Below are 25323 nucleotides of genomic sequence, written 5' to 3'. Positions count from 1 at the left end.
GATCCGGTGGCGAAGTACGTCAGGTGTTGAAGTACTTCGCCTCCGGATGGTGCAACACGAACGCGTCGGTCGACTGCTCGGGATGCAACTGCAACTCCTCGGACAGTTCGACGCCGATCCGCCCTGGCTCGAGCAACTCCATCATCTTCGCGCGGTCCTCGAGGTCGGGGCAGGCGCCGTAACCGAACGAGAAACGCGCGCCGCGGTATTCGAGATCGAAGAAGCCCTGGGCGTTCTCCGGGTCCTCGCTGGCCATCGTGCGGTCGCCGAACGCGAGTTCGCTGCGCACCCGCTGGTGCCAGTATTCGGCGAGCGCCTCGGTCAGCTGCACGCCGATGCCGTGCACCTCGAGGTAGTCGCGGTAGGCGTTGTCGGCGAACAGCTTGTTGGCGAAGTCGGCGATCGGCTGTCCCATGGTGACGAGCTGGAACGGCAGCACGTCGACCTTGCCGGCCGCCTTCGCGTCGGCGCGGGACCGGATGAAGTCCGCGATGCACAGGAACCGCGACCGCTGCTGACGCGGGAACGTGAAGCTGAACCGCACCGGCGCATCCGGTTCCGGCTCGGTGAGCACGTGGACGGTGTCGCCCTCGCTGACCGCCGGGTAGTACCCGTAGACCACCGCGGCGTGCTGCAGGATGTTCTCGGTCGACAGGCGATCGATCCAATACCGCAGTCGCGGACGACCCTCGGTCTCGACGAGATCCTCATACGACGGCCCGTCACCACCGCGGGCGCCCCGAAGACCCCACTGACCCAGGAACAGCGCGCGCTCGTCGAGGAGCTGCATGTAGTCCGCGATCGGGACGCCCTTGACGATCCGCGACCCCCAGAACGGCGGGGTCGGGATCTCGTTGTCGGCAGCCACATCCGAGCGGGCCGGCACCTCGACGGGTTCCTCGGCGGCCTTGCGCTTGGCCGCGATGCGCTTCGATCGCTCGTGCCGAGCCTTGCGTTCGGCCGCCTTCTCCGCCGCGGCCTTCGCCTCGTCGCTGTCCGGGTCGGGTCCCCCGCCCCGCTTGGTCGCCATGATGTCATCCATCAGGCGCAGCCCCTCGAAAGCGTCACGCGCATAGTGCACGTCGCCCTCGTAGGTCTCGGAGAGGTCGTTCTCGACGTAGGAGCGGGTGAGCGCGGCGCCGCCGAGGAGGACCGGGTACTCGTCGGCGAGCCCGCGGGAGTTGATCTCCTCGAGGTTCTCCTTCATCACCACGGTCGACTTCACCAGCAGCCCGGACATCCCGATGACGTCCGCCCGCTTGTCCGCGGCGACGTCGAGGATGGTCGCGATCGGCTGCTTGATGCCGATGTTGACGACCTCGTAGCCGTTGTTGGACAGGATGATGTCGACGAGGTTCTTGCCGATGTCGTGCACGTCGCCCTTGACGGTGGCGAGGACGATGCGTCCCTTGCCGTCCTCGCCGGTGGCCTCCATGTGCGGCTCGAGATGCGCCACCGCGGTTTTCATCACCTCGGCGGACTGCAGCACGAACGGCAGCTGCATCTGGCCCGAACCGAAGAGTTCGCCGACGGTCTTCATCCCGGCCAGCAGCGTGTCGTTGATGATCGACAGCGGCGGGACCTGGGTCATCGCCTCGTCGAGGTCGTCGGTCAGACCGTTGCGCTCGCCGTCGACGATCCGGCGCTCCAGGCGCTCGAACAGCGGCAGCTTCGCCAGTTCCTGGGCCCGCGACTCACGCGCCGAGGCCGCCGAGACACCCTCGAACAGCTCCATGAGCTTCTGCAGCGGGTCGTAGCCCTCGCGTCGCCGGTCGTAGACGAGGTCGAGGGCGACCTCGCGGTGCTCCTCCGGGATCCGGGCCATCGGCAGGATCTTCGACGCGTGCACGATCGCGGTGTCGAGGCCGGCCTGTACGCACTCGTGCAGGAAGACCGAGTTGAGCACCTGTCGCGCAGCGGGATTGAGCCCGAAGGAGATGTTCGAGATGCCCAGCGTGAAGTGCACGTCGGGGTGGGCCTCGTGCAGCCGGCGGATGGCCTCGATGGTCTCGATGCCGTCGCGTCGGACCTCTTCCTGACCCGTCGAGATCGGGAAGGTCAGCGTGTCGAGGATGATGTCCTCTTCGGCGAGTCCCCAGTTGCCGGTGATGTCGGCGATCAGCCGCTCGGCCACCCGGACCTTCCAGTCCGCGGTACGCGCCTGCCCCTCCTCGTCGATGGTGAGCGCGACGACCGCCGCCCCGTGCTCGACGACCAGCTGCATGATCTTGGTGAACCGCGAGTCCGGTCCGTCGCCGTCCTCGTAGTTGACCGAGTTCACCGCGCAGCGCCCGCCCAGCGACTCCAGACCGGCTCGGATGACCTCCGGCTCGGTGGAGTCGAGCATGATCGGCAGCGTCGACGAGGTCGCGAACCGGCTGGCGAGAGCGGTCATGTCGGCGGCCCCGTCGCGACCGACGTAGTCGACGTTGAGGTCGAGCATGTGGGCGCCGTCGCGGGTCTGGTCCTTCGCGATGTCGAGGCACTTCTGGTAGTCCTCGGCGATCATCGCCTCGCGGAAGGCCTTCGAGCCGTTGGTGTTCGTGCGCTCACCGATCACCAGGAAGCTGGCATCCTGGTCGAAGGGCACCGCAGAGTACAGCGACGACGTCTCCGACTCGTGTTCCGGGGTCCGGGTCGCCGGGGTCACCTCGGACACCGCGTCCGCTACCTGCCGGATGTGTTCGGGTGTCGTGCCGCAGCAACCGCCGACGAACTGCAGACCGAACTCCCCCACGAACTGCGACATGGCCTGCGCGAGTTCCTCGGGCGTCAGCGGGTACTCGGCACCGTTGGCTCCGAGGACCGGCAGACCGGCGTTGGGCATCACCGACACGGGGATGCGCGCGTGCTTGGAGAGGTACCGCAGGTGCTCGCTCATCTCGGCGGGACCGGTGGCGCAGTTCAGGCCGATCAGATCGATACCGAGCGGCTCCAGCGCTGTCAGCGCGGCACCGATCTCCGAGCCGAGGAGCATCGTGCCGGTCGTCTCGACCGTGACGTGGGAGATGATCGGGATCTTGCGGCCCACCCGCTCCATCGCACGGCGGGCGGCCACCACCGCCGATTTCACCTGCAGCAGATCCTGCGAGGTCTCGATCAGGATCGCGTCGGCACCGCCCTCGAGCATGCCGATGACGCATTCCAGGTAGGCGTCGCGGATGACCGCGTACGTGGTGTGGCCGAGGCTGGGCAGCTTGGTGCCCGGCCCGATCGAACCCAGGACGAAACGGTCGGTGCCGTCGGTCGAGGGACCCATCTCGTCGGCGACGCCGCGCGCGATCGCCGTTCCCTTGTACGACAGCTCCCGGATCCTGTCCGCGATGTCGTAATCGCCCAGATTCGACAGGTTGCACCCGAAGGTGTTGGTTTCCACAGCGTCGGCGCCGGCCTCGAAGTACGCACGGTGGATGCCCTCGAGGACGTCGGGCCGGGTGTCGTTGAGGATTTCGTTGCAACCCTCGAGGCCACGGAAGTCGTCGAGCGTCAGATCCGCGGCCTGCAGCATGGTGCCCATCGCCCCGTCGCCGATCAGTACCCGACGCGACATCGCCGACAGAAATGTCGTGTCGAAATCGCGTGGATCGGTTCCGGAGAAGTCAGGGGACATGGTTGACAGCGTAGTTCGCCCTCTCTGCGTGTTCGGTCGTAGGCTGGATCGGTGAACGCTGAGCAGACGTCGAACCTTCCCCAGCTGCGCAGACCCATTCTGCTCGCGGCCTTCGAGGGGTGGAACGACGCCGGGGACGCCGCCAGCAGCGCTGTCGAGCACCTGGCACTCGAATGGGACGCCCGACCCCTCGCCGACATCGACTCCGATGAATACTACGACTTCCAGGTCAATCGCCCCACCGTGAATCAGATCGACGGGGTCACGCGCCGGATCGACTGGCCGACGACGTCGATCTCGTACTGCAGCCCGCGGGGCGCCGACCGCGACATCGTGCTGGTCCGCGGCATCGAACCCAACATGCGGTGGCGGGCGTTCTGCGCCGAGATCGTCGACCTCGCGCAAGAGCTCGGTGTCGAGACCACGGTGATGCTGGGCGCATTGCTCGCCGACACCCCGCACACCCGCCCGGTGCCGGTGACCGGCGCGGCCTACAGCAGCGAGTCCGCGGCCCGGTACAACCTCGCGGAGAGTCGCTACGAGGGACCGACCGGCATCACCGGCGTCCTCCAGGATCTCTTCGTCCAGGCGGGTCTGCCGGCCGTCTCGTTCTGGGCGGCCGTCCCCCACTACGTGTCGACGCCGCCGAACCCGAAGGCCACGGTGGCGCTGCTGACCCGGGTCGAGGAGGTCCTCGACATAGAGGTGCCGCTCGGCACCCTCCCCGAGCAGGCGGAGGAATGGGAACGCGCGGTCACCGAGATGACCGAGGACGACGAGGAGATCGCCGACTACGTGCGCGGGCTCGAGGAGCGCGGGGACGCCGAGGTCGACACCGACGAGGTCATGGCGAAGATCGACGGCGACGCGCTGGCCGCGGAGTTCGAGCGGTATCTCAAACGTCGCGGCCAGGGACCGTTCGGACCCTGAACCAGGCGTCCGGCCGGAATCCGGGTCGTCAGCCGATCTTCTCGATGGACACCACCGGGGTGGTGATCCGCCACGTGCGGACGTCGGGATCGTCGGCGGCGCGCACCCAGAACTGCGCGGACTCCCCCAGGCGACAGGACTTCACCCCGAGCAGCGGGATGTCCTCGGAGTCGCGTCGGAGCCTGCTGACCGTCCAGTCCTCGTTCTCGGTGCCGCCGACCCCGGGGGCCCGGAGCAGCGTCATCTCGGTGAAATCCAGCAGGTAGGTCGACGTCCGGGTGACGACGGTGTACACCCCGGCGTCGGTCTCGGGTCGGATCTCTTGCACGCGCGCCACGTCAGCACTCTACCCAGACGTCGGCGCGCGGACATCCGGGTGTGGGGACAACGCCTATCGGACGTCGGGGACGAGCGGGATTCCCAGCAGCGCGTCGACCGCGGCCGCGAGTTCGGCGGGCGCCCTCGTCGACGAACCGATTCCGTTGCGGACATCCGCGCACCAACCGTCCACTGCGGCAAGCGCTTTGGGGGTGTCGAGATCGTCGGCGAGATGCTGGCGGAGCCGTGCGATGACCGGTTCGGCGTCGGGTCCGGTACTCGCGCCGAGCGCCGCACGCCAGCGACCGAGGCGTTCGACGGCCGTGTCCAGGACCGCGTCCGTCCACATCCGGTCACCGCGGTAGTGGTCGGCGAGCAGTGCGAGTCGGATGGCCGCGGGGTCGACGCCCTCGCGTCGCAGGACCGACACGAACACGAGATTGCCACGACTCTTCGACATCTTCTCGCCGTCGAGCCCGACCATTCCGGTGTGCACGTAGTGCCGGGCGAACCGCCGCGAACCGGTGAGGGCCTCCCCGTGGGCCGCCGAGTACTCGTGGTGCGGATAGATGAGGTCGTTGCCGCCGCCCTGGATGTCGAACTCGATCCCGAGCCGGTTCAGCGCGATCGCCGAACACTCGATGTGCCAGCCCGGCCGGCCCGGACCGAACGGCGACTCCCACGACGGCTCGCCCGGACGTTCGGCGCGCCACAGCAGCGCGTCGAGCGGATCTCGCTTGCCGGGACGATCGGGATCGCCGCCGCGCTCGGCGAAGAACCGTTCCATGGTCTCGCGGTCGTACCCCGACTCGTAGCCGAACTGTTCGGTGGCATCGGTGCGGAAATAGACGTCCGGGAACTGCGCGTCATCGACGGTGTAGGCGGCCCCGGAGGCCAGCAGCTTGCCGACGACCTCGACGACCTCGTTGACCGACTCGACCGCGCCGATGTAATCGCGCGGGGGCAGGACGCGCAGAGCGGTCATGTCGTCGCGGAACAGCTGCGTCTCCCGCGCCCCGAGATCACGCCAGTCGACGCCGTCCCGGTCCGCCCGTTCGAACAGCGGGTCGTCGACGTCGGTGACGTTCTGCACGTAATGGACCTCGTGGCCCTGATCGCGCAGGATCCGGTTGACCTGGTCGAAGGTCACATAGGTGGCGGCGTGCCCCAGGTGGGTCGCGTCGTAGGGGGTGATGCCGCACACGTACATGGTCGCGGTGGCCCCGGGGGCGACGGGACGGACCGCACGGTCGGCGGTGTCGTAGAGACGGAGGGCGGGTCCACTGCCCGGTACGGCGGGGAGTTCGAGATCGGGCCACGACTGCATGCGTCCACTGTATTGCCCACCGCGCGCAGGCCCTTCACGGCCTCGTCCGGGACGGAGCGCATTCGCTCAGAACGGCGGCCACGGGATGGGCCGGTGACCGGGCGGGTGCGGCATGGTCGCGCTCTCGGCGACCACGATCGCGCGGATCGCGAGCGACTCGATCTCGTCGGGCGTGATGTGTTCGGCGAGCTGTGCGCGCAGGGCCGAGCCGTCGGTCTCCAACCGCTCCGCGAGTTCGGCGACATCGGCGACGAGGTGCCCGGGTACCGGTTCGCCCGCCCAGCCCCACAGCACCGTCCGCAGTTTGTCCTCCTCGTGCAGACAGATGCCGTGGTCGATCCCGTAGACGGTGCCGTCCAGACCTTCCAGGACGTGACCGCCCTTGCGGTCGGCGTTGTTGAGGATGACGTCGAGCACCGACATGCGCTGCAACCGCGGGTCGTCGGCGTGCACCAGCACGACGGGGTCGCCGTACGGGTCGTAGGCCTGCAGGACCGCGAGATAGCCGGCGGGTACCGCGCCCACCGGGCACAGGTCGACCAGGTCGACCCGCGGTTCGGTCGCCGGGATCGGGTGATCGGTGTTGTCCGGTGTCTCGACCCAGCGCTGCACCATCCCGGGCCCGAGCGGGCCGTCGCGGTGCACTGTGGTCGGGATCGTGTCCCACCCCAGCGCCTCCGAGATCAGGTACGACGCCACTTCCCGTCCGGCGAGCGTGCCGTCGGGGAAGTCCCACAGCGGGACCTCACCGCGCACCGGTTTGTAGACACAACGCACCGAGGTCCGGTCGTCGAGCACCGCATCGCACACGAGCGTCGCGTTGCTGGCCGAGGGGATCCGGCCGAGGATGGTGAGTTCGCCGTCGCGGAGGACGTGGTCGACCGCGGGCTCGTCAGTCACGTGCGGAAGAGCCGGCGTCACCGGGCTCGTCGGGGTCGTCCGGGTCACCGGACGGCGGGGTGTCCCCCGCCTGGCCGAAGGGGTCGTCATCGGCCGCCAGGCCCGGATCACTCTGTGCGGCAAGGCTGTTGAAGACATCGGGGTCGATGAAGTCGAGGGATTTGCTCAACTCCGCATCCCGTTTGTATCCGTTGGTCCGGATACACAGGTGACCTTCGGGGTCGAGCGGTTCGCTGCACAACGGGCACGGCTGTCGTCCCGCGGATATCACCCTCGACGAGCGGGCGGCGAACTCGCGGGCCGCCGCGGTCGTCAGGAAGACCCGCACCGCGTCCGGGCCCTCGTCGGTGTCGTCGAGGACCACGCTTTCGTCGAACTCCCCCTCGGTGATGGCTAGCAACTCGACCACCACCGCCTCGGATTCGGCGTCCCAGCCGAGACCCATGGTGCCGACCCGGAACTCGGCGTCGACCGGCATCACCAGCGGACTCAGGTCACCGACCCGGTCGGTCTCCGGCGGGATCGGCGTGCCGAAGCGTCGGTGGATCTCGTCGAGCAGGGCACCGATCCGGTCGGCGAGGATCTGGACCTGCTGCTTCTCCAGCATCACGCTGATGATGCGGGCCTCGTGGACCGCCTGGAGGTAGAACGTGCGGTCACCGGGCTGCCCGATCGTGCCCGCCACGAAGCGGTCCGGGCTCCGGAACACGTGTATCGCTCGAGACATCACACCTCCTTCGTCGTCTGGTTCATTATCCCGATGTCGCCGGGATCGTAGCGGCACCATTGGCGGACGGCGCTACATCCGCGCCCGTGTCGCCGCCCACCACCGCGTCGTCGGACGGTCGTTGCCCGTCCTGCGCCGGCGGCGGGGGCTTCGGGATGGACAGCAACTCGGTCGCATTCACCGTATGGACATAAGGACGCGACGGCGTGTAGCGGATCACGCTGATCGACGCCGGTTCGACGACGATGCGCTGGAAGGCGTCGAGGTGGCTGCCCATGGCGTCGGCGATGATCGACTTGATCACGTCACCGTGCGAGCACGCGATCCACACCCCGGAACCGTCCGGGCCGCCGTGGACGCGGTCCAGTTCGCGGATGGCGCGTACGGCCCGTGCCTGCACGTCGGCGAGTCCCTCCCCGTCGGGGAAGATCGCGGCCGACGGCTGCCGCTGCACGACCTTCCACAGCGGTTCGGTCAACAATTCCGAGATCGGACGCCCGGTCCACCCGCCGTAATCGACCTCGGCGAGATCGTCGACGACGATCTCGGGTGGCGCCTGCCCGTCCGCGGCCAGCGCCGCCAGCAGTGGCTGGACGGTCTCGGCGCACCGATCGAGCGGCGAACGCGCCACCGCGCGAATGGACCCGAGATGGTCGCCGAGACGACGAACCAGATCATCGGCCTGGGCGCGCCCGCGGTCGTCGAGGTGGACGCCGGCGCTGCGACCGGCGAGCACCCCTGAGGTGTTCGCCGTCGAACGGCCGTGCCGGAGAAGGATCACGGTCATCCCACAACCATAGGCACCGGCCCGGCGGGACCGCACGGCGCGACCGCCCGGCGCCGCGGCCGTGGCATCAGGTCGCCGAGACGACGCCGGTCGACAACAGGATGATCAGCGTGACGCCCAGCACGATGCGATAGGCGCCGAACCAGTTCATGGAGTGCGCGCTGACGAACTTGAGCAGCCAGGCGATCGCGGCATAACCGACGACGAACGCGACCAGCGTCGCGACGAGCAGCTGGGGTCCGCTGGCCTCCATGCCCTCCCCGCTCGGGTTGAACGCGTCCGGGAGGCTGAACAGGCCGGATGCGGTGACCGCGGGGATGGCCAGCAGGAACGAGAAGCGGAAGGCGGCTTCGCGTTCGAGTCCGAGGAACAGGCCGGCACTCGCGGTCGCACCGGAGCGCGACACGCCCGGGATCAGCGCCAGACATTGGGCGCCACCCATCACGAGGCCGTCCCGCAGGGTGAGCTGTTCGAGGTTCCGCTGCTTCTGCCCGTAGCGCTCGGCCAGCCAGAACACGCCGGCGAACACGATCAGCATGATGGCGACGAGCCACAGATTGCGTCCGGTGGTGCGGATCTCGTCCTTGAACAGGAAGCCGATCAGGCCGATCGGGATGGTCGCGAAGATCACGTACCAGCCGATCCGGTAGTCGACGTTCCGCTCGTCGGCATGACGGAGCCCGCGGAACCACGCGGTGATGATGCGGACGATGTCGCGGGCGAAGAAGACGAGGACCGCGGCCTCGGTGCCGAGCTGCGTGACCGCGGTGAAGGAGGCCCCGGCGTCCTCGCCGAACATCAGTTCGGAGGCGATCCGGAGATGCCCGGACGACGAGATCGGCAGGAACTCGGTGAGGCCCTGCAACGCCCCGAGGACGATCGACTGGGTCCACGTCATGGTGTCGGTCACGGCGCCCGATGCTACTTGGGACCGCCGCAGCCGACCCGACACGACGACACGGCCCCGACCCGCCTGAGCGGCGCGCGGAAGCGGTCGCGCAAGATGGGGACATGCACTTCCCGCGACCTTCACGCCCAAGTCACCAGCCCCACACGGGCGTGTCGCGGCTACGGGGTCCGATCGCGGCCACGGTGGCACTGGTCATCGGTGTGGGCATGATCACCGCGTGCGGCTCCGACGACGGCACCCCCGACGTACCGACCGTCGTGCCCGCGACCGCGCCGGAGGCGCCGGCGAATTCGACGACGGCTCCCGCGGGCACCGTCGTGCCCGCCCCGGCCGGGGCGCGTGCGCTGGCCGCGTCGGGTGGCAGCGTCGCCGTCCTCTCGGCCGACGGCAACCAGATCCTCCGATTCGACGCCGGGGCGCCGACGACCCCGCCGCAGACGATCGCGGTCCCGGGCCTCACCGCCCTGGCCGCCGGCGACGACGGCGAGTTCGTCGGCGCGGGCCCGGGTGCGCTCGTCGTCGTCGATGCCGACGGGCGGGTCCGCACGGGCGACCTCGAGTCCGACCAGCCGACGGCGATCGCCCGGACCACGGCCGGGCTGCTCGTCGTCGGCACGGCCGATGGACGAGTCCTCGTGTACGACAACGATTTCGCGAAGAAGCACGACGTCGATCGCTTCGTACGGGTGGACTCGGTGACGGCCGCGCCCGAGTCTGCGGAAGGCCTCGACGGCCAGGTCGTCGTCCTGGATCGGGCGCAGTCGTCGGTGACCCCCGTCGACCCCGAATCCGGTGAACTGGGGCCGGCGCTGCGTGCGGGCAACGGGGCCACCAACTCGACCGTCGACGAGTTCGGACGCGTGCTGGTCGCCAACACCCGTGACGGCGAGATCCTCGGCTTCTTCGGATCACCGCTGGTGATGCGCTTTCGCTACCCGGTGGCCGGCGGACCGTACGCCGTAGACTACGACGACACCCGAGACCTGCTCTGGGTCTCGACGACCGGCGACAACGAGGTGGTGGCATTTGACCTGGCAGACGGTGAACCCACCGAGGTCCGGCGGTTCGCTTCGGTCGTACAGCCCGACCGCATCGTGGTCGACGGATCGGGCACCGTCTACGTGCTCTCGGCGCGGAACGGCGGACTCCAGGTGGTTCCCGACGACGGGCGGGCCGAATGAACCCCGGCGCCGAGAGCGAAGCGAGCGGGCCGAATGAATCCCGGCGCCGGGAGCGAAGCGAGCGGGCCGAATGAATACTGACCGGCGTCCGCACGCTCGTAGTGCGCGTACTGCTGCGCGCCTCGGTTCGCGCTATCCCGACGGGTGGGAGGTCACCTCGGAGGATGTCGAGTGCATCCTGCTGCGTCTTCCCCCTGACGTCACCCGGGTGACCGCCTCGATGCGGTTGGCCCTCGAGGCGGAGTTCGGCGGTTGGGAGCTGTCCCGGGTGCGGCTCTACTCCGACGGAACCCGCAAGGTGCTGCTCAAACGGCGCCGGCCGCCGCGAGGTTCACGCGGGCCCGACACCGCCGACCCGACCGGCGACCGGTCCACCGGATTCGACGACAACGACCCACGGAGCGTCCGCGCATGCTGATGTCCCGCAGCACCACCCGAGTACTTCCCGTGCTCAACCGGTGGTGCTATCCCCTGCTGCGCTCGATCATGTTCCGCGTCGATCCGGAGCGAATCCATCACATCGTGTTCTCGGTGCTGCGCGTCGTCGGGCGGTTTTCGCCGTTGGCGTTCCTGACCGCGAGGCTGTTGGCCCGGCATGATCCGATCCTGCGGACGCGGGTGTTCGGCGTCGACTTCCCCGCCCCGATCGGTCTGGCGGCCGGGTTCGACAAGACGGCCGGCGCGGTGAACACCTGGGGTCAGCTCGGCTTCGGGTTCGCCGAGATCGGCACGATCACCGGCCAGGTGCAGCCCGGGAATCCGACGCCGCGATTGTTCCGGCTGCCCGCGGACCGTGCGCTGATCAATCGGATGGGCTTCAACAATCCCGGTGCCGAGGTGGCCGCGCAGCACCTGACCGAGGTACGACGGGGGCCGGTGTCGGTCCCCATCGGAGCCAACATCGGCAAGACCAAGGTCGTCCCGGTCGAGGACGCCATCGACGACTACCGGCGTTCGGCGGAACTGCTCGGACCGCTCGCGGATTTCGTCGTGGTCAACGTGAGTTCGCCGAACACCCCGGGACTGCGTGATCTGCAGGCCGTCGACTCACTGCGACCGATCCTGGCCGCGGTACTCGCCGCCGTGGACGTCCCGGTGCTGGTGAAGATCGCCCCCGACCTCGTCGACGACGACGTCGACGCCGTGGCGGACCTGGCCGTGGAGCTCGGCCTGGCCGGGATCGTCGCCACCAACACCACGATCGGCCGCGAGGGTCTGCGCACCGCGTCGCACGAGGTCGACGAGATCGGTGCCGGTGGGCTGTCCGGGCCGCCGGTCGCCGCTCGGTCGCTGACGGTGCTGCGTCGCCTCTACGACCGCGTCGGCGGACGTGTCGCGCTCGTCAGCGTGGGCGGCATCGAGACCGTCGACCAGGCCTGGGAGCGGATCTGCGCCGGTGCCGACCTGTTGCAGGTCTACACCGGCTTCATCTACGGCGGCCCGGTGTGGCTCGCCGAACTCCATGCCGGACTCGCCCGGCGCGCCCGGGACGGTGGCTTCGCCTCGATCTCCGACGCGGTCGGTTGCGCGGCCCGCAACCAGCCCTGACGGCCACCGATCGCCCCGCACGCAGGCGCACCGGGCGATCGGCCGTGCGTGAACTCAGACGTTCTCGGCTGGTTGCTCGTAGGTGCCGACGAGGGTCGCACGCGCGATCGCATGCGAGAACAGGTTGAAACCCAGGTAGGCCGGTGTCGCGTTCTCCGGCAGCCCGAGCGATTCGGTGTCCACGGCGTGCACGACGACGAAATAGCGGTGCGCTCCGTGTCCGGGAGGCGGTGCGGCACCGATGTAGCGGCGTAGCGAAGCGTCGTTGGTGAGGGTGACCGCGCCGTCGGGGAGCCCGGACCCGTCGTCGTCGCCGGCGCCCTCGGGCAGGCTCGTGACCGAGGCGGGGATGTCGGCGACGGCCCAGTGCCAGAACCCGGCGGCGGTCGGAGCGTCGGGGTCATAGACGGTGACGGCGAAACTCTTGGTCTCGGCGGGGAAGCCGGACCAGCTCAGCTGCGGGGAGAGGTCCTCGCCACCCGCACCCATGATCCCGCTCACCTGCCCGTTGGCGAGTGCGGCCCCGTCGGTGAAGCTCTCCGAGGTCAGGGTGAAACCGGGAAGGCTCGGCAGCGGGGAGTACGGGTCGAATGACGACATGTGTTCACCTTTCTCACGTTTCGCGCGTCGGAAGAGTGCCGGTCACCCTCCGAACCGGTGCGCCCGGATCGGCGGGAAGGCCGTGCCGCCCACTGTAGTGGTGTGCTCAGCTGTGCCGCAGAAAGTGCTCGAAGACCTTGGTGCCGAACAAAACCGAATCGACGGGCACTCGCTCGTCGACGCCGTGGAACAGGGCCGCGAAGTCGAGTTCGGGCGGCAACCGCAACGGCGCGAACCCGAAGCACCGGATGCCCAGCTTCGCGAACGCCTTGGCGTCGGTGCCGCCGGAGAGCATGTACGGCACCGTCTTTCCCTGCGGATCGTGCTCGAGGACGGCGGCGTTCATCGCATCCACCAGGTCACCGTCGAAGGTCGTCTCGTAGGAATCGAGATGGGTGATCCACTCCCGCCGCACGTTGGGGCCGATGAGTTCGTCGATCTCCTTCTCGAACGCGGCCTGCCGCCCGGGGAGCACGCGGCAGTCGATGACCGCCTCGGCCTTCTGCGGGATGACGTTGGCCTTGTAGCCGGCCTTGAGCATCGTGGGATTGGCGGTGTCACGCAGGGTCGCGCCGATGATCCGCGCGAGGTTGCCCAGCTTGAACAGCGACGTCTCCAGGTCGGGGGCCTCGGGACTCAGGTCCAGGCCCGTCTCCGCACTGACCTCGGCCAGGAACTGGCTGACCGATTCCGTCATCACCAGGGGGAACGTGTGCCGACCGATCCGGGCGACCGCCTCGGCGACCTCGGTGACGGCGTTCTCGTCGTGCAGGAACGATCCGTGCCCGGCCCGCGCCTCGGCGGTGAGCCGCATCCACGCGAGCCCCTTCTCGGCCGTCTCGACCAGATAGAGACGTTTCTGCGTGCCGTCGGGCCGGTCGACGGTGAGCGAGAAGCCGCCGACCTCGCCGACGGCCTCGGTGATGCCCTCGAACAGGTCGGGCCGGTTCTCGACGAGCCAGTGCGCGCCCCACGCCCCGCCGGCCTCCTCGTCGGCGAGGAACGCGAACACCAGCTCCCGGGGCGGCACGGTGCCGTCTCGTTTGAACTGACGCGCGAGCGCCAGGGCCATTCCGGCCATGTCTTTCATGTCGACCGCGCCGCGGCCCCAGATGTAGCCGTCCTTGATGGCACCGGAGAACGGATGCACGCTCCAGTCGGCCGGTTCGGCGGGCACGACGTCGAGGTGGGCGTGGATCAGCAGCGCGCCGCGATCGGAGTCGGGCGGGCCGGCAAGGCGCGCGAACACGTTGCCGCGGCCGGGACGGCCGGACTCGACGTACTGCGTGGTGTAGCCCACCTCCTCGAGCTGCTGGGCCACCCACTTGGCGCACTCCTCCTCGCCCTTGGTGGTCTCGGGCTCGCCCGTGTTGGAGGTGTCGAAACGGATCAATTGGCTGACCAGATCGACCACTTCGTCGGTCGCAGACTGTGAAGACACCCCTCACTCCTACGGGATTTGGGATACTCGGGCAACCTCGGTTAGGGTTATCCCGCTGCAGCGAGACGGGGTCGAGAGACCACCGGCGGGAGATCGCCGGACGCTCACCGCGGCACGCAGGTCCGAGTGGCGGAATGGCAGACGCGCTAGCTTGAGGTGCTAGTGTCCTATTAACGGACGTGGGGGTTCAAGTCCCCCCTCGGACACCAGAACAACGAGAAGAACCCCGGCTCACCGCCGGGGTTCTTCTCGTTGTGCCGCAGGCGATCTCCGCGTCAGGGTGCGACCGAATCCGCGAGCGCCGCCCACGCCCGCGAGTACGGCAGATCGATCGAGTTCTCCACGAAGGCCCGCAGGATCGCCCGACGCAGTCGCCGCTGCACCGCCCACTGGCCGTTCGGTTTGGTCTTCACCGTCAGACGCAGGACGACCTGATCCGACGACACCTCCTGGACGCCGAGCATCTCGATCTGGCCGAGGATGTCAGTCGAGTCCTCCTCCACCGCGGTGCGGGCCGCCTCGTCGGCCACCTGCTGCGCCTTGTCGATGTCGGCGCCGGGCGCCACCGGGACGTCGACGCGCGCGACCGCGAACTCCTGGCTCATGTTGCCCACGCGGGCGATCTCGCCGTTGCGGACGTACCAGAGAGTGCCGTCGATGTCGCGCAGGGTGGTGACGCGCAGCCCCACCGATTCGACCTCGCCCACGGCCTCGCCGAGATCGACGATGTCACCCACGCCGTACTGGTCCTCGAGCAGCATGAAGACGCCGGTCACGAAGTCGCGCACCAGGTTCTGCGCACCGAAACCGATGGCGAGGCCGACGATGCCGGCCGAGGCGATGAACGGCGCGATGTTGACGCCGAGGACGCTCAGGACCGACAGCACCACCCAGACGAGCAGCACGATCGACACCGTCGACTTGAGCACCGACCCGATCGTCGCGGCCCGCTGTGCACGGCGTGCGGCGATCTGGGCGTTGCGCTCGGTGGAGGCCGACTTCGACCGCAGTCCGCGCATGAGAGCGGAGCCGCGGCCCGGCTCCCCGCCGGCGGTCCGTGGCCGGGTGGCGCGGTCGATGGCACGGTGGATCACGAAGCGGACGATCAACGCCACGGCTACGTAGGCGACGATGCGAGCGGGATTCTCGATCAGCCATTCGCGGTTCGTTTCCGTCCATTCGAAGGCAGAGTCCTGAATCGACATGGGTCCGACCGTACGGATGATGAGATCGTTGTCCAGTCGTGACCGACCCCGTGTTGGGTGCCGGTTGGGAGGTGGTGACGCCGGAAACCGTTGTCAGCCTGCGGTGAACGTGACGATGTTCTGATCGAGGATCATCTGCTTCTCGTGTGTGCTCTCCGTCACGCCGGGGGCGAGCCGCAACGGCACCCCGGTGGCCTCCGAGGCGTCGAACGCCGCGGTGTCGACCACCCGGCCGGTGATCGTGAACTCCTCGGTCACGCTGGGCACACCCTGCGAGCCGAGGAACTCCGGCCCGTTCATGACGTGGACGTGCAGGTGCGGCGCCACCGAGTTCCCGGTGTTGCCGACCTTGCCGATGACCTCACCCCGGCGCACCCGGTCGCCAGGGGCGAAGCGGACCGACCCGGGTTGCATGTGCGCATAGTTCACGTAGAAGCCGTCGCCGATGTCGAGGACGAGGTTGTTGCCGTCGGCGTCGCCGATGGCCAGATCCGGCGGGAACGTCCCCGGTGTCTGCTCCGGCAGATCGTTGCGGCTCGCGACGACCGTGCCGTCGGCGACGGCGAGCACGTCATCGCCGAAGATCCGGTAGCTCGCCGGATTCTTCGCGTCGCCGACGAAGATCCGACCATCGGCACCGGCCTGCTCCCAGTCCACCGCGTACCGCTGGGCGAGGACCGGTGATCCGTTCAGTGGGAGAAGCGCGCGTGTGTGCCGGACGGCGTCGCAGCACGCGTCGGCGGCGATGTAGTGCTCACCGAGCAGGGGTGGTCCCAGGACCGGGACAGTTGAATCGCCCACCGTGACGGGCGCGAGGCGTTCGTCGACATCCCGCATACCCGGTGGCGCCGCGTCGGCACGCACGGAGATCTCGTGGATCAGCTGCTTCGGCGCATTCCCGGAGAAGGTCACGTGGAGGAAGAGGACGCCGTTCTGTCCCGGCGCCAGCACGTCGGAGTACCCCTCGGGTGCGCCCGGACCGGGCGGCACCGACGGGGCGCCGGTGGGCTTGAGCCGGTCGCGGACCCCGTTGTCGTCGAGTGTGAGCAGCGGTTCGCGGTCGGTGGTGGCGTCGAGCACCTCGACTCCGGCGACCGTCACCGGTGTGCGCATGTAGTTGGTCAGCGAGATCTCATAGACGAGGTGGTTGTCGCCGTCGGAACCGGCGAACGGTGTCGGCGCGAACATCACCGACCCGACCACCGGTGTGACGACGGGAGCCGACGGCGTACCGCTCGCGCCGGCCGAACCACTCGTCGAGGAAGCCTCGGGCTCGGCGCTGTTCGCGCCGCACGCGCTCACCAGGAGGACCGCACCGGCACCCAGGGCGGCCAGCGTGTGTCGTGTCGGGGCCATCGGTTCCTCCGGGGCTCATCGGGCCGACGACGGTCCGCCCCGGCTGCCGTGAGCCTAGGGTCCCGACGGGGTGGTGGACCCGCGTTCGCAGCGGACCCGGCACAATTGTGCGGTGACCCAGCGCCTGTTCTTCGACTGCGACACCGGCATCGACGACTCACTCGCGCTGATCTATCTGCTCGCGCGCACCGACGTCGACCTCGTCGGAGTGGCCTCCACGGCCGGCAATGTGCCCGTCGATGTCGTGACGGCCAACAATCTCTCGTGGCTGGAGCTGTGCGGACGCCCCGAGGTGCCCGTCCACACCGGCCCGGCCACTCCCCTCGTCGCCGCGCTGATGACCACCGAGGACACCCACGGTCCGCTGGGCGTCGGACACGCCGAACTGCCGGCCCCGACCACGACGCCGAGCCATCTCGACGCCGCCGACGCCTGGATCGAGGCGTCGCAGGCGCACGCCGGCGAACTCGTCGGCCTGGTGACCGGCCCCCTCACGTCCCTGGCGACCGCGATCCGACGCGACCCGGACCTGCCGGCGCGCCTGCGGCGCCTGGTCATCATGGGGGGCGCCTTCCACACCCACGGCAACACGACGCCCACCTCGGAGTGGAATGTGGCCGTCGACCCGGAGGCGGCCGCCGAGGTGTTCACCGCCTTCGGCACCGCGGGCGCCCCGGAACCGATCGTCTGCGCGCTCGACCTCACCGAGTCGGTCGTCCTGACACCCGACCACGTGGTCCGGCTCGCCGCCGCGGCCGGCAGCACACCCGTCGAGTGCCCGGACCCGACCGACGAACGCGGACTCCGTTCGGTCGCCGACAACGAGATCATCCGGCATCTCGTCGACGCGCTGCGGTTCTATTTCGAGTTCCACGACGATCACGACGAGGGTTACATCGCCCACCTGCACGACCCGTTCGCCGCACTGGTCGCGCTGGCCCCCGACACGGTCGAGACCCGCCCGGCGCGCGTCGACGTCGAACTCGCCGGGACGCTGACGCGGGGCATGACCGTGGCCGACGAACGCGCGATGACCGCACCCGGACCTAACGCCCGCATCGCGACCTCCACCGACGTCGACGCCGTGTTCGACGAATTGATCGAGACGATCGGCGCGTTCGCACGCAGTCGCGCACCCGAAATCGTCGGCACCGCGCCGGAGGAGTCCACCGGACTACTCTGAACGGGTGACTCGACTCGGTTACCAGATCCCGAACTTCACCTACCCCGGCGTCGCCGCAGACCAGTTGTTCCCCACCGTGGTCGCGCAGGCGCAAGAAGCCGAGAACTCCGGTTTCGACACCGTCCTCGTGATGGACCACTTCTATCAGTTGCCGATGCTCGGTGAGCCCGACGACCCGATGATCGAGTGCTACACCCTGCTCGCGGCACTCGCCCAGCACACCTCGAAGGTCCGTCTGTCGTCGCTCGTCACCGGCAACACCTACCGCAACCCGACGCTGCTCGCGAAGACGGTCACGGCCCTCGACGTGGTGTCGGGTGGTCGGGCCCAGCTCGGCATCGGTGCGGGATGGTATGAGCTGGAACATGATTCGCTCGGGTATGAGTTCGGGACGTTCACCGATCGGTTCGAGCGCCTCGAGGAGGCGCTGCAGATCATCCTCGGCATGCTCGCCGGCGAGGCACCCAGCCTCGACGGTGACCGCTATCGGGTCACCAAGGCTCTCAATGTGCCTGCGCCGCTGTCGAAGATTCCGGTGATGATCGGCGGCGGCGGCGAGCGCAAGACGTTGCGGATGGTCGCGCAGTACGCCGACGAATCGAACCTGCTGTGCACACCCGCCGACATCCCCCGCAAACTCGACGCCCTCGCCGAACACTGCGAACGACTCGGCCGGGACCGCTCGGAGATCACCGTGACCGTGCAGACGTCGGCCTGCGTGGCGCCGACCGCAGCCGAGGCGACCGCGGAGCTGGAGGCCTACCTGGAGCGCACACCGGCGGCCGAGTCACGCCGCGGGTCGACGATCGTCGGGGATCCCGACGAGGTGGCCGCCCGCTACGCCGAGCTGCTCGCAACCGGTGTCGACGGTGTCACGGTGAACGCTCCCGCCAACGGCCATGTGCCGGGGCGGGTCTCGCTACTCGGCGAGACACTGGCACCGCTGATCGGCTGATCCCTCCCCCTCATCCGAAGAACCGCACAAGCACTGGTCCCTGAGATGCGAGGAGCGATAGCGACGAGCCACGAAGGGCCTGGTGAGGCACCTTGCGAGCCCTTCGTGGCTCGCTTCGCTCACACCTCAGGGAGCAGGAGTAGGTCGTTCTTGCGGTTTAGGGAGCAGAGTGAGAGCGCTCGTCGAACGCGTCCACGATCCGTTGCGCGGCGAGGGCCGGGGTCAGCGACCCGTCCCGCAGTTGCTGCTCCACGTCGCCGCGGATCCCGCGCACGGCGGGTGAGTCACCGAGCCGGGACAACACGATGTCGTTGACCATCGCCCAGGTCCAGTCGATCTGTTGCTGGTTGCGGCGGGCGGTGAACTCCCCTGCCGCGGTGAGTGTCTCGTTGTGGCGTACCACGGTCTTCCAGAACTCGTCGACGCCGGTGTTCTCGATCGCGCTCATGGTCAGCACCGGCGGCATCCACAGCGCGTCGTGCGGATAGATCAGCTTCAGCGCGTTCTTCAACTCGCGTGCCGCGCTCTTCGCCTCGTTGAGGTGTTTGCCGTCGGCCTTGTTCACCACGACCACGTCGGCCAGTTCGAGGACACCCTTCTTGATGCCCTGCAACGAATCCCCGGTGCGGGCCAGGGTGAGGAACGTGAACGTGTCGACCATGTTCGCGACCGTCACCTCGGACTGCCCGACGCCCACCGTCTCGACCAGCACGACGTCGAAGCCGGCCGCCTCGACGAGCACGATGCTCTCGCGGGTGGCCTTGGCCACGCCGCCGAGCGTGCCCGACGTCGGCGACGGCCGGATGTAGGCGTTCTCGGCCGTCGACAGCTGGCCCATTCGGGTCTTGTCGCCCAGGATCGAGCCCCGCGTGCGCGTCGAACTGGGGTCGACGGCGAGCACCGCCACCTTGTGGCCCAGCTCCAGCAGGTGCATGCCGAGCGCCTCGATCGTCGTCGACTTGCCCACGCCGGGGACGCCGGTGATGCCGACGCGGAACGACTTGCCCGCGTGCGGCGTCAGCTTCAGCAACAACTCCTGGGCGGCGGCCCGGTGATCGGCGCGCTTGGACTCGACGAGCGTGATCGCACGCGCCAGATCGGCGCGGCGATCGGCCAGGACAGCGTCGGCCAGCGCGTCGACGTCGATGGGACGTCGCGGTTGGACCGCCATCAGTTCGCGGTCGCCCCGGGCAGTTCCAGGCCGAGGGTGTCGGCGAGCTTGCCGATGAGTTCCACGGCCGAGTCGGCGATGACCGATCCGGGCGGGAAGATCGCGGCGGCGCCGGCCTCGTACAGTTCGGCGAAGTCGCCGGGCGGGATCACGCCGCCGACGACCACCATGATGTCCTCGCGGCCGACCTCGCGCAGCGCCTCACGCAGGGCCGGGACCAGCGTCAGGTGCCCGGCGGCCAGCGACGACACACCCACCACGTGCACGTCGTTGTCGGCGGCCTGCGCGGCCACCTCCTCCGGCGTGGCGAACAGCGGGCCCACGTCGACGTCGAAGCCGAGGTCGGCGAACGCGGTCGCGATCACCTTCTGGCCGCGGTCGTGACCGTCCTGGCCCATCTTCGCGACCAGGACACGCGGCTGGCGGCCCTCCGCCTCGGCGAACTGGCGCACGGCCTCGATCGCCGCGTCGATGTTGCTCACCTCGCCCGCCTCATGTCGGTACACCCCGCTGATCGTCTTGATCTCCGCCTGATGGCGACCATAGACCTTCTCGAGTGCCTCGGAGATCTCACCGACCGTCGCCTGATGCCGTGCTGCCTCGATGGCCAGCGCCATCAGGTTGTTCTCCAGGCCGCCCTCCGACGACGCGGCGGCGCGGGTGAGATCGGCCAGGGCCGCCTCGACCGCAGCCGAATCGCGTTGTCCGCGAAGACGGTCCAGCTTCTCGAGCTGCTCGGCGCGCACCTTCGAGTTCTCGACCTTGAGGACCTCGATCTCCTCGTCGTCGGCGACCTGGTACTTGTTCACGCCCACCAACGGCTGCTGGCCGGAGTCGATACGCGCCTGGGTGCGCGCCGCGGCCTCCTCGATGCGCAGCTTCGGCAGGCCCTCGTTGATGGCCTGCGTCATGCCGCCGGCCTCCTCGACCTCGCGGATGTGCTTGCGCGCCTTCTGCGCCAGCTGATGCGTGAGCCACTCGACGTAGTTCGAACCGGCCCACGGATCGATCGGACGAGTGGTTCCCGACTCCTGCTGCAGGAGCAGCTGGGTGTTGCGCGCGATGCGGGCCGAGAAGTCGGTCGGCAGCGCGATGGCCTCGTCGAGGGCGTTGGTGTGCAGCGACTGGGTGTGGCCCTGCGTGGCGGCCATCGCCTCGACGCAGGTGCGGGCCACGTTGTTGAACACGTCCTGGGCGGTCAGCGACCAGCCGGAGGTCTGCGAATGTGTGCGCAGCGACAGCGATTTCGCGTTCTTCGGACCGAACTCGGCGACGAGCTCGCTCCACAGCAGACGCGCCGCACGCAGCTTCGCGACCTCCATGAAGAAGTTCATGCCGATGCCCCAGAAGAACGACAGTCGCGGGGCGAACTTGTCGATGTCCAGGCCGGCCTCGAGTCCGGCGCGGATGTACTCGACGCCGTCGGCGAGCGTGTAGGCCAGCTCCAGATCGGCCGTCGCCCCGGCCTCCTGGATGTGATAGCCGGAGATCGAGATCGAGTTGAACTTCGGCATCTTCTGGCTGGTGTACTCGAAGATGTTGGAGATGATCCGCATCGACGGCTTCGGCGGATAGATGTAGGTGTTGCGGACCATGAACTCTTTGAGGATGTCGTTCTGGATGGTCCCGGCCAGTTTCTCCGGCGGCACACCCTGCTCCTCGGCGGCCACGACGTAGAGCGCGAGGATCGGCAGCACCGCGCCGTTCATCGTCATCGACACCGACACGCTGCCGAGGTCGATCCCGTCGAAGAGCTGACGCATGTCGAGGATCGAGTCGATCGCCACACCGGCCATGCCGACGTCACCGGCGACGCGCGGATGGTCGGAGTCGTAGCCGCGGTGGGTCGCGAGGTCGAATGCGACCGACAGTCCCTTCTGGCCGGCCGCGAGGTTGCGGCGGTAGAAGGCGTTGGATTCGGCCGCGGTCGAGAAGCCGGCGTACTGGCGGATGGTCCACGGCTGGTTGACGTACATCGTCGGGTACGGGCCCCGGATGAACGGTGCGGCACCGGGAACGGAGTCGAGCGGGTACGGATGTTCGGCATCGTCGAGGACGGCGTCGCGCTCGGCGCGCGTGTACACCGGCGTGACGTCGATCTGCTCCGGGGTGCTCCAGGTGACCTGGTCCACCGAGTAGCCGTGCGCCGAGGCGAGTTCCTCGGTGACCGCGGCACCATCAGCGGTCGTCGCACCGGCGTCGTCCGATGTCAGACCGATTCCGGCGAAGTTCGGAATCGTCTGTGTCAGATCGGGTTCGGTCTGGGTCATGCCGTTGCTCCCGCCGTCTTCGGGGATGTCGAGACCAGCTGGTCGAGAAGGTCGCCGAGGGTGCTCACCGCATCGATGCCGACGCGCAGCGAACCGTCGGGACGATCGTCGCCCTCGGGCCATTCCTTGTCCGGTCCGGCGAGGAGCACTGTCGACAGACCGGCCGCGCGAGCGGCCGCGAGTGCGGCGGGCCCCTCTTCGGCATAGCGCGCCTTGGTTCCGCAGAGGACCGCGATCGGGGTGTTCGCCCCGGCCACCGCGTCGCCGACCTTGTCCGCGGTCAGCGGACCGGGGTTGACGACGGTGATGCCGCCGGCACCCAGGAAGTTCGCGACGAAGGTGGTGCGGCCGTTGTGTTCGGCGACGCTGCCGAGCGGGATGAGCAGGATCGACGGCCGTGCACCGTGCTCGGCGAGCACGACATCGGACCGGTCCCGCAGTTCCTCGAAGGCGCGTCCGATCCGCGCGAGGCGCGGCGTACCGGTGACAACGTCGGTGACCGCGGAAGCCGGGGCCCCCGTCGTCTCCGACAGTGCGCGCTCGTCGATGTTGGGGAACTCGTTGACGCCGGTGACCGAGATGCGGCGATGCGCGACCTCGGTGTCGCGGCGAGCGAGGGAGGCGTCGACCTTCTCGGCGATCCAGCCCGTGTCGAGCGCGACACGGTAACCGCCGGCGGCCTCGACCTCGGTGAACACCGTCCAGGCGTTCGTGGCGAGATCGTCGGTCAGGGACTCGACGAACCACGAGCCGCCGGCCGGATCGAGGACGCGTCCGATGTTGGACTCCTCGAGCAGCAGCAGCTGGGTGTTACGGGCGATGCGTCGCGAGAAGGACGCGCTCGAGGTGCGCTTGTCCGCCGGGATGGTCGCGTCGTAGCCCAGGACGGTCAGCTGGTCGGCGCCGCCGACCCCGGCGCCGAATGCCGCGATGGTGCTGCGCAGCATGTTGACCCACGGGTCCCGCTGGGAGTACATCGACAGATCGGTCACGCCGTGGGTCAGCGCTCCGCCGACCTCGGGTGCGCCGACGACCTCGGCCACCCGAGCCCAGATCTTGCGCAGCGCACGGAATTTCGCGATCGTGGCGAATTGGTCGTCGTCGGCGGAGACGCCGAAGGTGATCTGACGCAGCGCGGCCTCGGGTAAGAGGCCGGCCGCGGTGAGATCACGGAGGTGGGCGACCGCGGCCGCCACCGTGAGTGCGAGTTCGAGGCCGTTGTCGGCACCGGCGGTGGCGAAGTCGCTGCCGTCCACCCGGAAGGTACGGACCCCGTCGGGCAGCCCGGATGCGGCGAGGGCCGTGGCCTCGTCGGGATCGACGGTCGCCCGGCCCGAGAACGCGGCCGTCAGCGGCGACAGGCCGAAGGAGTGGACGGTGGCCGCCGTCGGAGCGGCGGCGACCGGAGCGGCCTGGGCCTTTTCCTTCAGGCCGAGCAGTTCGCGGGCCGCCGCGATACCCTCGGTGCCCGCATCGAGGGTCACCGGCACCAGATCGAGGTAGACGCCGCGCAGCGCCGTCGCGAGGTCGGCAACCCCCAGCCCGTCACCGGGCCTGCTCACCGAGAGCCAGAGACCGCTCGTCCCGTTGGCCATCGCCTCCAGGATGAGCTCGTTGAGGTCCGCCGCCGGCGTCGCGTCGTCGCCGAACCGTTCCGTGACGCGCCAGCCGGTGGTGACGTCACGCGCGGGGTCGGCGCCGCGGACGAACGGGAAGCGACCGGGGACACCGGGCTCGGCGAGTTCGTCGCGACGTGTGTAGAGCGGCCGGATGGTCAGCCCGTCGGCGGTGTCGGTCGAGAGCAGCGCCTCGGGTGTGTCGGGCAGCTCGTCGACGTCGACGCGTCGCGACTTCGCCAGAACGGCCGCGGCGGCCGTCGACCACGCCTGGTAGGCGTCGTCGAGTTCTGACTCGGGTTTGGGCTGGTCAGTTTGCTGTGGCATGTGGGGAAGCACACCTCCGTGAATGCACTGTGATGAGCGCGTACACGACACTAGCCGATCGCTCGCTCGGCTCGGCGTCGAGGTCGGCGTGACGTGGCGCACTCGGGGACCCGATACACCGCTGGGCCCAGCGTAGAGTGTCCGGGTGCCCGATCGATCCACTGTCAGCGAGGATGTCGCCGGCCCGACCGCGGCCGACGCGGAGATCGCGGACGCGGCGAGCGCCGGAGACGGTCACCCGCCGATGTCGGGCCGTCGTCGGGCCGATCGACGGATCCTGCGCCGGGCTCTCGTCGCCGCCGTGCTCCTCGCCGCCGTCCTGGCCGCGTCCTACTTCGTCCCGCTGCCCTCGATCTCGAGCGTCCGCGACTGGGGCGCGGATCTGGGACCGGCCTTCGTGTGGTTGTTCTTCCTCGCCTACGCGGTCGTCACCATCGCCCCGATCCCGCGGTCGACGTTCACGGTCATGTCCGGGATCTTCTTCGGACCGCTGGTCGGTTTCGCGGGGGCGATGATCGCCTCGTCGGTGGCGGCGGTGGCAGCCTTCGTCCTGGTCCGCCGCGTCGGACGCGACCGCGTGCAGCCGTATCTGAAGGCACCGGTGGTCCGTGCCGTCGAGTACCGGCTCGAGCGTCGTGGCTGGTTGGCGGTCGGGTCGCTGCGGTTCATCGCGGCATGCCCGTTCTCGGTGGCGAACTACTGCTCGGCTCTGTCCTCGGTGCTTCTCGCGCCGTACGCGATTGCCAGCATCCTCGGTATGGCCCCCGGCACCGCAGCGGTGGTCATGCTGGGCGATTCCCTGACCGGTGACACGCATCCCCTCCAGCTCGCGGTCACCGGTGGCCTCTTTGCGATCGGCATCGCCGGTCTGGTGCTCGACTCCCGCCTGCCGGTCTCGTCGTCGAACGCAACAAGCGCAGCGACTTGATCCGTGGGGATCAAGCCACCCAGCGCGATCCCA

The 25323-nt window shown here is 68.9% G+C and carries 21 protein-coding genes and 1 tRNA gene; 8 read left to right on the top strand and 14 right to left on the bottom strand.

Annotated elements, in window-relative coordinates:
• Positions 1 to 19: 19 nt before the first annotated feature.
• Entirely contained in the window at positions 20 to 3610 is a 3591-nt protein-coding gene (metH, locus tag GR168_RS11590) for a methionine synthase (RefSeq protein ID WP_159370762.1), read from the bottom strand.
• A 51-nt stretch (positions 3611 to 3661) separates the two neighbouring features.
• Here metH and GR168_RS11585 point away from each other — a divergent pair, with 51 nt between their 5' ends.
• Positions 3662 to 4540: a PAC2 family protein gene (locus GR168_RS11585; RefSeq protein ID WP_058250418.1), complete on the top strand. Its 879-nt coding sequence runs from the start codon at positions 3662 to 3664 to the stop codon at positions 4538 to 4540.
• 28 nt (positions 4541 to 4568) lie between these two features.
• Here the strand turns inward: GR168_RS11585 and GR168_RS11580 are convergent, their stop codons facing one another.
• The 6 genes from GR168_RS11580 to GR168_RS11555 all read right to left on the bottom strand — a co-directional run bounded on the left by GR168_RS11580 (position 4569) and on the right by GR168_RS11555 (position 9509).
• Positions 4569 to 4877 (bottom strand): hypothetical protein, encoded by a 309-nt coding sequence (locus GR168_RS11580; RefSeq protein WP_058250417.1) that lies wholly within the window; start codon positions 4875 to 4877, stop codon positions 4569 to 4571.
• 54 nt (positions 4878 to 4931) lie between these two features.
• Positions 4932 to 6185, bottom strand: coding sequence for a cysteine--1-D-myo-inosityl 2-amino-2-deoxy-alpha-D-glucopyranoside ligase (gene mshC / locus GR168_RS11575; RefSeq protein WP_159370761.1), 1254 nt, complete (start codon positions 6183 to 6185; stop codon positions 4932 to 4934).
• Between the two features lie 66 nt (positions 6186 to 6251).
• The gene (locus tag GR168_RS11570; protein WP_058250415.1) at positions 6252 to 7106 is read right to left on the bottom strand and encodes an SCO1664 family protein; all 855 of its coding nucleotides are present in this window, start codon (positions 7104 to 7106) and stop codon (positions 6252 to 6254) included.
• Entirely contained in the window at positions 7078 to 7812 is a 735-nt protein-coding gene (locus GR168_RS11565; protein WP_058250414.1) for a DUF3090 domain-containing protein, read from the bottom strand. The genes GR168_RS11570 and GR168_RS11565 overlap by 29 nt, the downstream gene beginning before the upstream one ends.
• A gap of 25 nt (positions 7813 to 7837) precedes the next feature.
• Positions 7838 to 8599, bottom strand: coding sequence for an MSMEG_4193 family putative phosphomutase (locus GR168_RS11560; RefSeq protein ID WP_058250413.1), 762 nt, complete (start codon positions 8597 to 8599; stop codon positions 7838 to 7840).
• A gap of 67 nt (positions 8600 to 8666) precedes the next feature.
• Positions 8667 to 9509: an undecaprenyl-diphosphate phosphatase gene (locus tag GR168_RS11555; RefSeq protein ID WP_058250412.1), complete on the bottom strand. Its 843-nt coding sequence runs from the start codon at positions 9507 to 9509 to the stop codon at positions 8667 to 8669.
• Positions 9510 to 9610: 101 nt separating this feature from the next.
• Between GR168_RS11555 and GR168_RS11550 the strand changes: the two genes are divergently transcribed.
• The 3 genes from GR168_RS11550 to GR168_RS11540 all read left to right on the top strand — a co-directional run bounded on the left by GR168_RS11550 (position 9611) and on the right by GR168_RS11540 (position 12238).
• Positions 9611 to 10690, top strand: a complete 1080-nt coding sequence (locus tag GR168_RS11550; protein ID WP_159370760.1) for a hypothetical protein — start codon at positions 9611 to 9613, stop codon at positions 10688 to 10690.
• 70 nt (positions 10691 to 10760) lie between these two features.
• Complete coding sequence (locus GR168_RS11545) at positions 10761 to 11108, top strand: DUF5703 family protein (protein WP_159370759.1); 348 nt, start codon at positions 10761 to 10763, stop codon at positions 11106 to 11108.
• Positions 11102 to 12238, top strand: a complete 1137-nt coding sequence (locus GR168_RS11540; protein ID WP_159370758.1) for a quinone-dependent dihydroorotate dehydrogenase — start codon at positions 11102 to 11104, stop codon at positions 12236 to 12238. Before GR168_RS11545 ends, GR168_RS11540 begins: the two co-directional genes overlap by 7 nt.
• Before the next feature lie 54 nt (positions 12239 to 12292).
• On the opposite strand, the gene GR168_RS11535 is transcribed toward GR168_RS11540, so the two are convergent.
• Both GR168_RS11535 and GR168_RS11530 read right to left on the bottom strand, forming a co-directional pair.
• Positions 12293 to 12838, bottom strand: coding sequence for a YbhB/YbcL family Raf kinase inhibitor-like protein (locus tag GR168_RS11535; protein ID WP_137810571.1), 546 nt, complete (start codon positions 12836 to 12838; stop codon positions 12293 to 12295).
• A 106-nt stretch (positions 12839 to 12944) separates the two neighbouring features.
• Entirely contained in the window at positions 12945 to 14279 is a 1335-nt protein-coding gene (locus GR168_RS11530) for a M20/M25/M40 family metallo-hydrolase (RefSeq protein ID WP_137810570.1), read from the bottom strand.
• Positions 14280 to 14399: 120 nt separating this feature from the next.
• On the opposite strand from GR168_RS11530, the gene GR168_RS11525 reads away from it, so the two are divergent.
• A tRNA-Leu gene (locus tag GR168_RS11525) sits at positions 14400 to 14488 on the top strand.
• A 66-nt stretch (positions 14489 to 14554) separates the two neighbouring features.
• On the opposite strand, the gene GR168_RS11520 is transcribed toward GR168_RS11525, so the two are convergent.
• Together GR168_RS11520 and GR168_RS11515 are read right to left on the bottom strand one after the other, a co-directional pair.
• Positions 14555 to 15484 (bottom strand): mechanosensitive ion channel domain-containing protein, encoded by a 930-nt coding sequence (locus GR168_RS11520; protein ID WP_065632191.1) that lies wholly within the window; start codon positions 15482 to 15484, stop codon positions 14555 to 14557.
• 93 nt (positions 15485 to 15577) lie between these two features.
• On the bottom strand, positions 15578 to 16840 hold the full coding sequence (locus tag GR168_RS11515) for a M23 family metallopeptidase (protein WP_159370757.1): 1263 nt from the start codon (positions 16838 to 16840) through the stop codon (positions 15578 to 15580).
• A gap of 112 nt (positions 16841 to 16952) precedes the next feature.
• On the opposite strand from GR168_RS11515, the gene GR168_RS11510 reads away from it, so the two are divergent.
• The gene (locus tag GR168_RS11510) at positions 16953 to 18023 is read left to right on the top strand and encodes a nucleoside hydrolase (protein ID WP_159370756.1); all 1071 of its coding nucleotides are present in this window, start codon (positions 16953 to 16955) and stop codon (positions 18021 to 18023) included.
• Positions 18024 to 18027: 4 nt separating this feature from the next.
• Complete coding sequence (locus tag GR168_RS11505) at positions 18028 to 18978, top strand: LLM class F420-dependent oxidoreductase (protein WP_159370755.1); 951 nt, start codon at positions 18028 to 18030, stop codon at positions 18976 to 18978.
• 157 nt (positions 18979 to 19135) lie between these two features.
• On the opposite strand, the gene meaB is transcribed toward GR168_RS11505, so the two are convergent.
• The 3 genes from meaB to GR168_RS11490 are packed head-to-tail and all read right to left on the bottom strand — an operon-like array spanning position 19136 to position 24362.
• Complete coding sequence (gene meaB / locus GR168_RS11500) at positions 19136 to 20149, bottom strand: methylmalonyl Co-A mutase-associated GTPase MeaB (RefSeq protein WP_159370754.1); 1014 nt, start codon at positions 20147 to 20149, stop codon at positions 19136 to 19138.
• The gene (scpA, locus tag GR168_RS11495; protein ID WP_159370753.1) at positions 20149 to 22419 is read right to left on the bottom strand and encodes a methylmalonyl-CoA mutase; all 2271 of its coding nucleotides are present in this window, start codon (positions 22417 to 22419) and stop codon (positions 20149 to 20151) included. The genes meaB and scpA overlap by 1 nt, the downstream gene beginning before the upstream one ends.
• Entirely contained in the window at positions 22416 to 24362 is a 1947-nt protein-coding gene (locus tag GR168_RS11490; protein ID WP_065632186.1) for a methylmalonyl-CoA mutase family protein, read from the bottom strand. Before GR168_RS11490 ends, scpA begins: the two co-directional genes overlap by 4 nt.
• Before the next feature lie 145 nt (positions 24363 to 24507).
• Here GR168_RS11490 and GR168_RS11485 point away from each other — a divergent pair, with 145 nt between their 5' ends.
• Positions 24508 to 25290 (top strand): TVP38/TMEM64 family protein, encoded by a 783-nt coding sequence (locus GR168_RS11485; protein WP_159370752.1) that lies wholly within the window; start codon positions 24508 to 24510, stop codon positions 25288 to 25290.
• The last annotated feature ends 33 nt before the right edge of the window (positions 25291 to 25323 follow it).

It is taken from the genome of Gordonia sp. JH63 (assembly GCF_009856645.1).
Taxonomy (GTDB): domain Bacteria; phylum Actinomycetota; class Actinomycetes; order Mycobacteriales; family Mycobacteriaceae; genus Gordonia; species Gordonia hongkongensis.
Note: the sequence above shows the minus strand (reverse complement) of the source record. Positions and strands in the feature narration are given on the sequence as shown.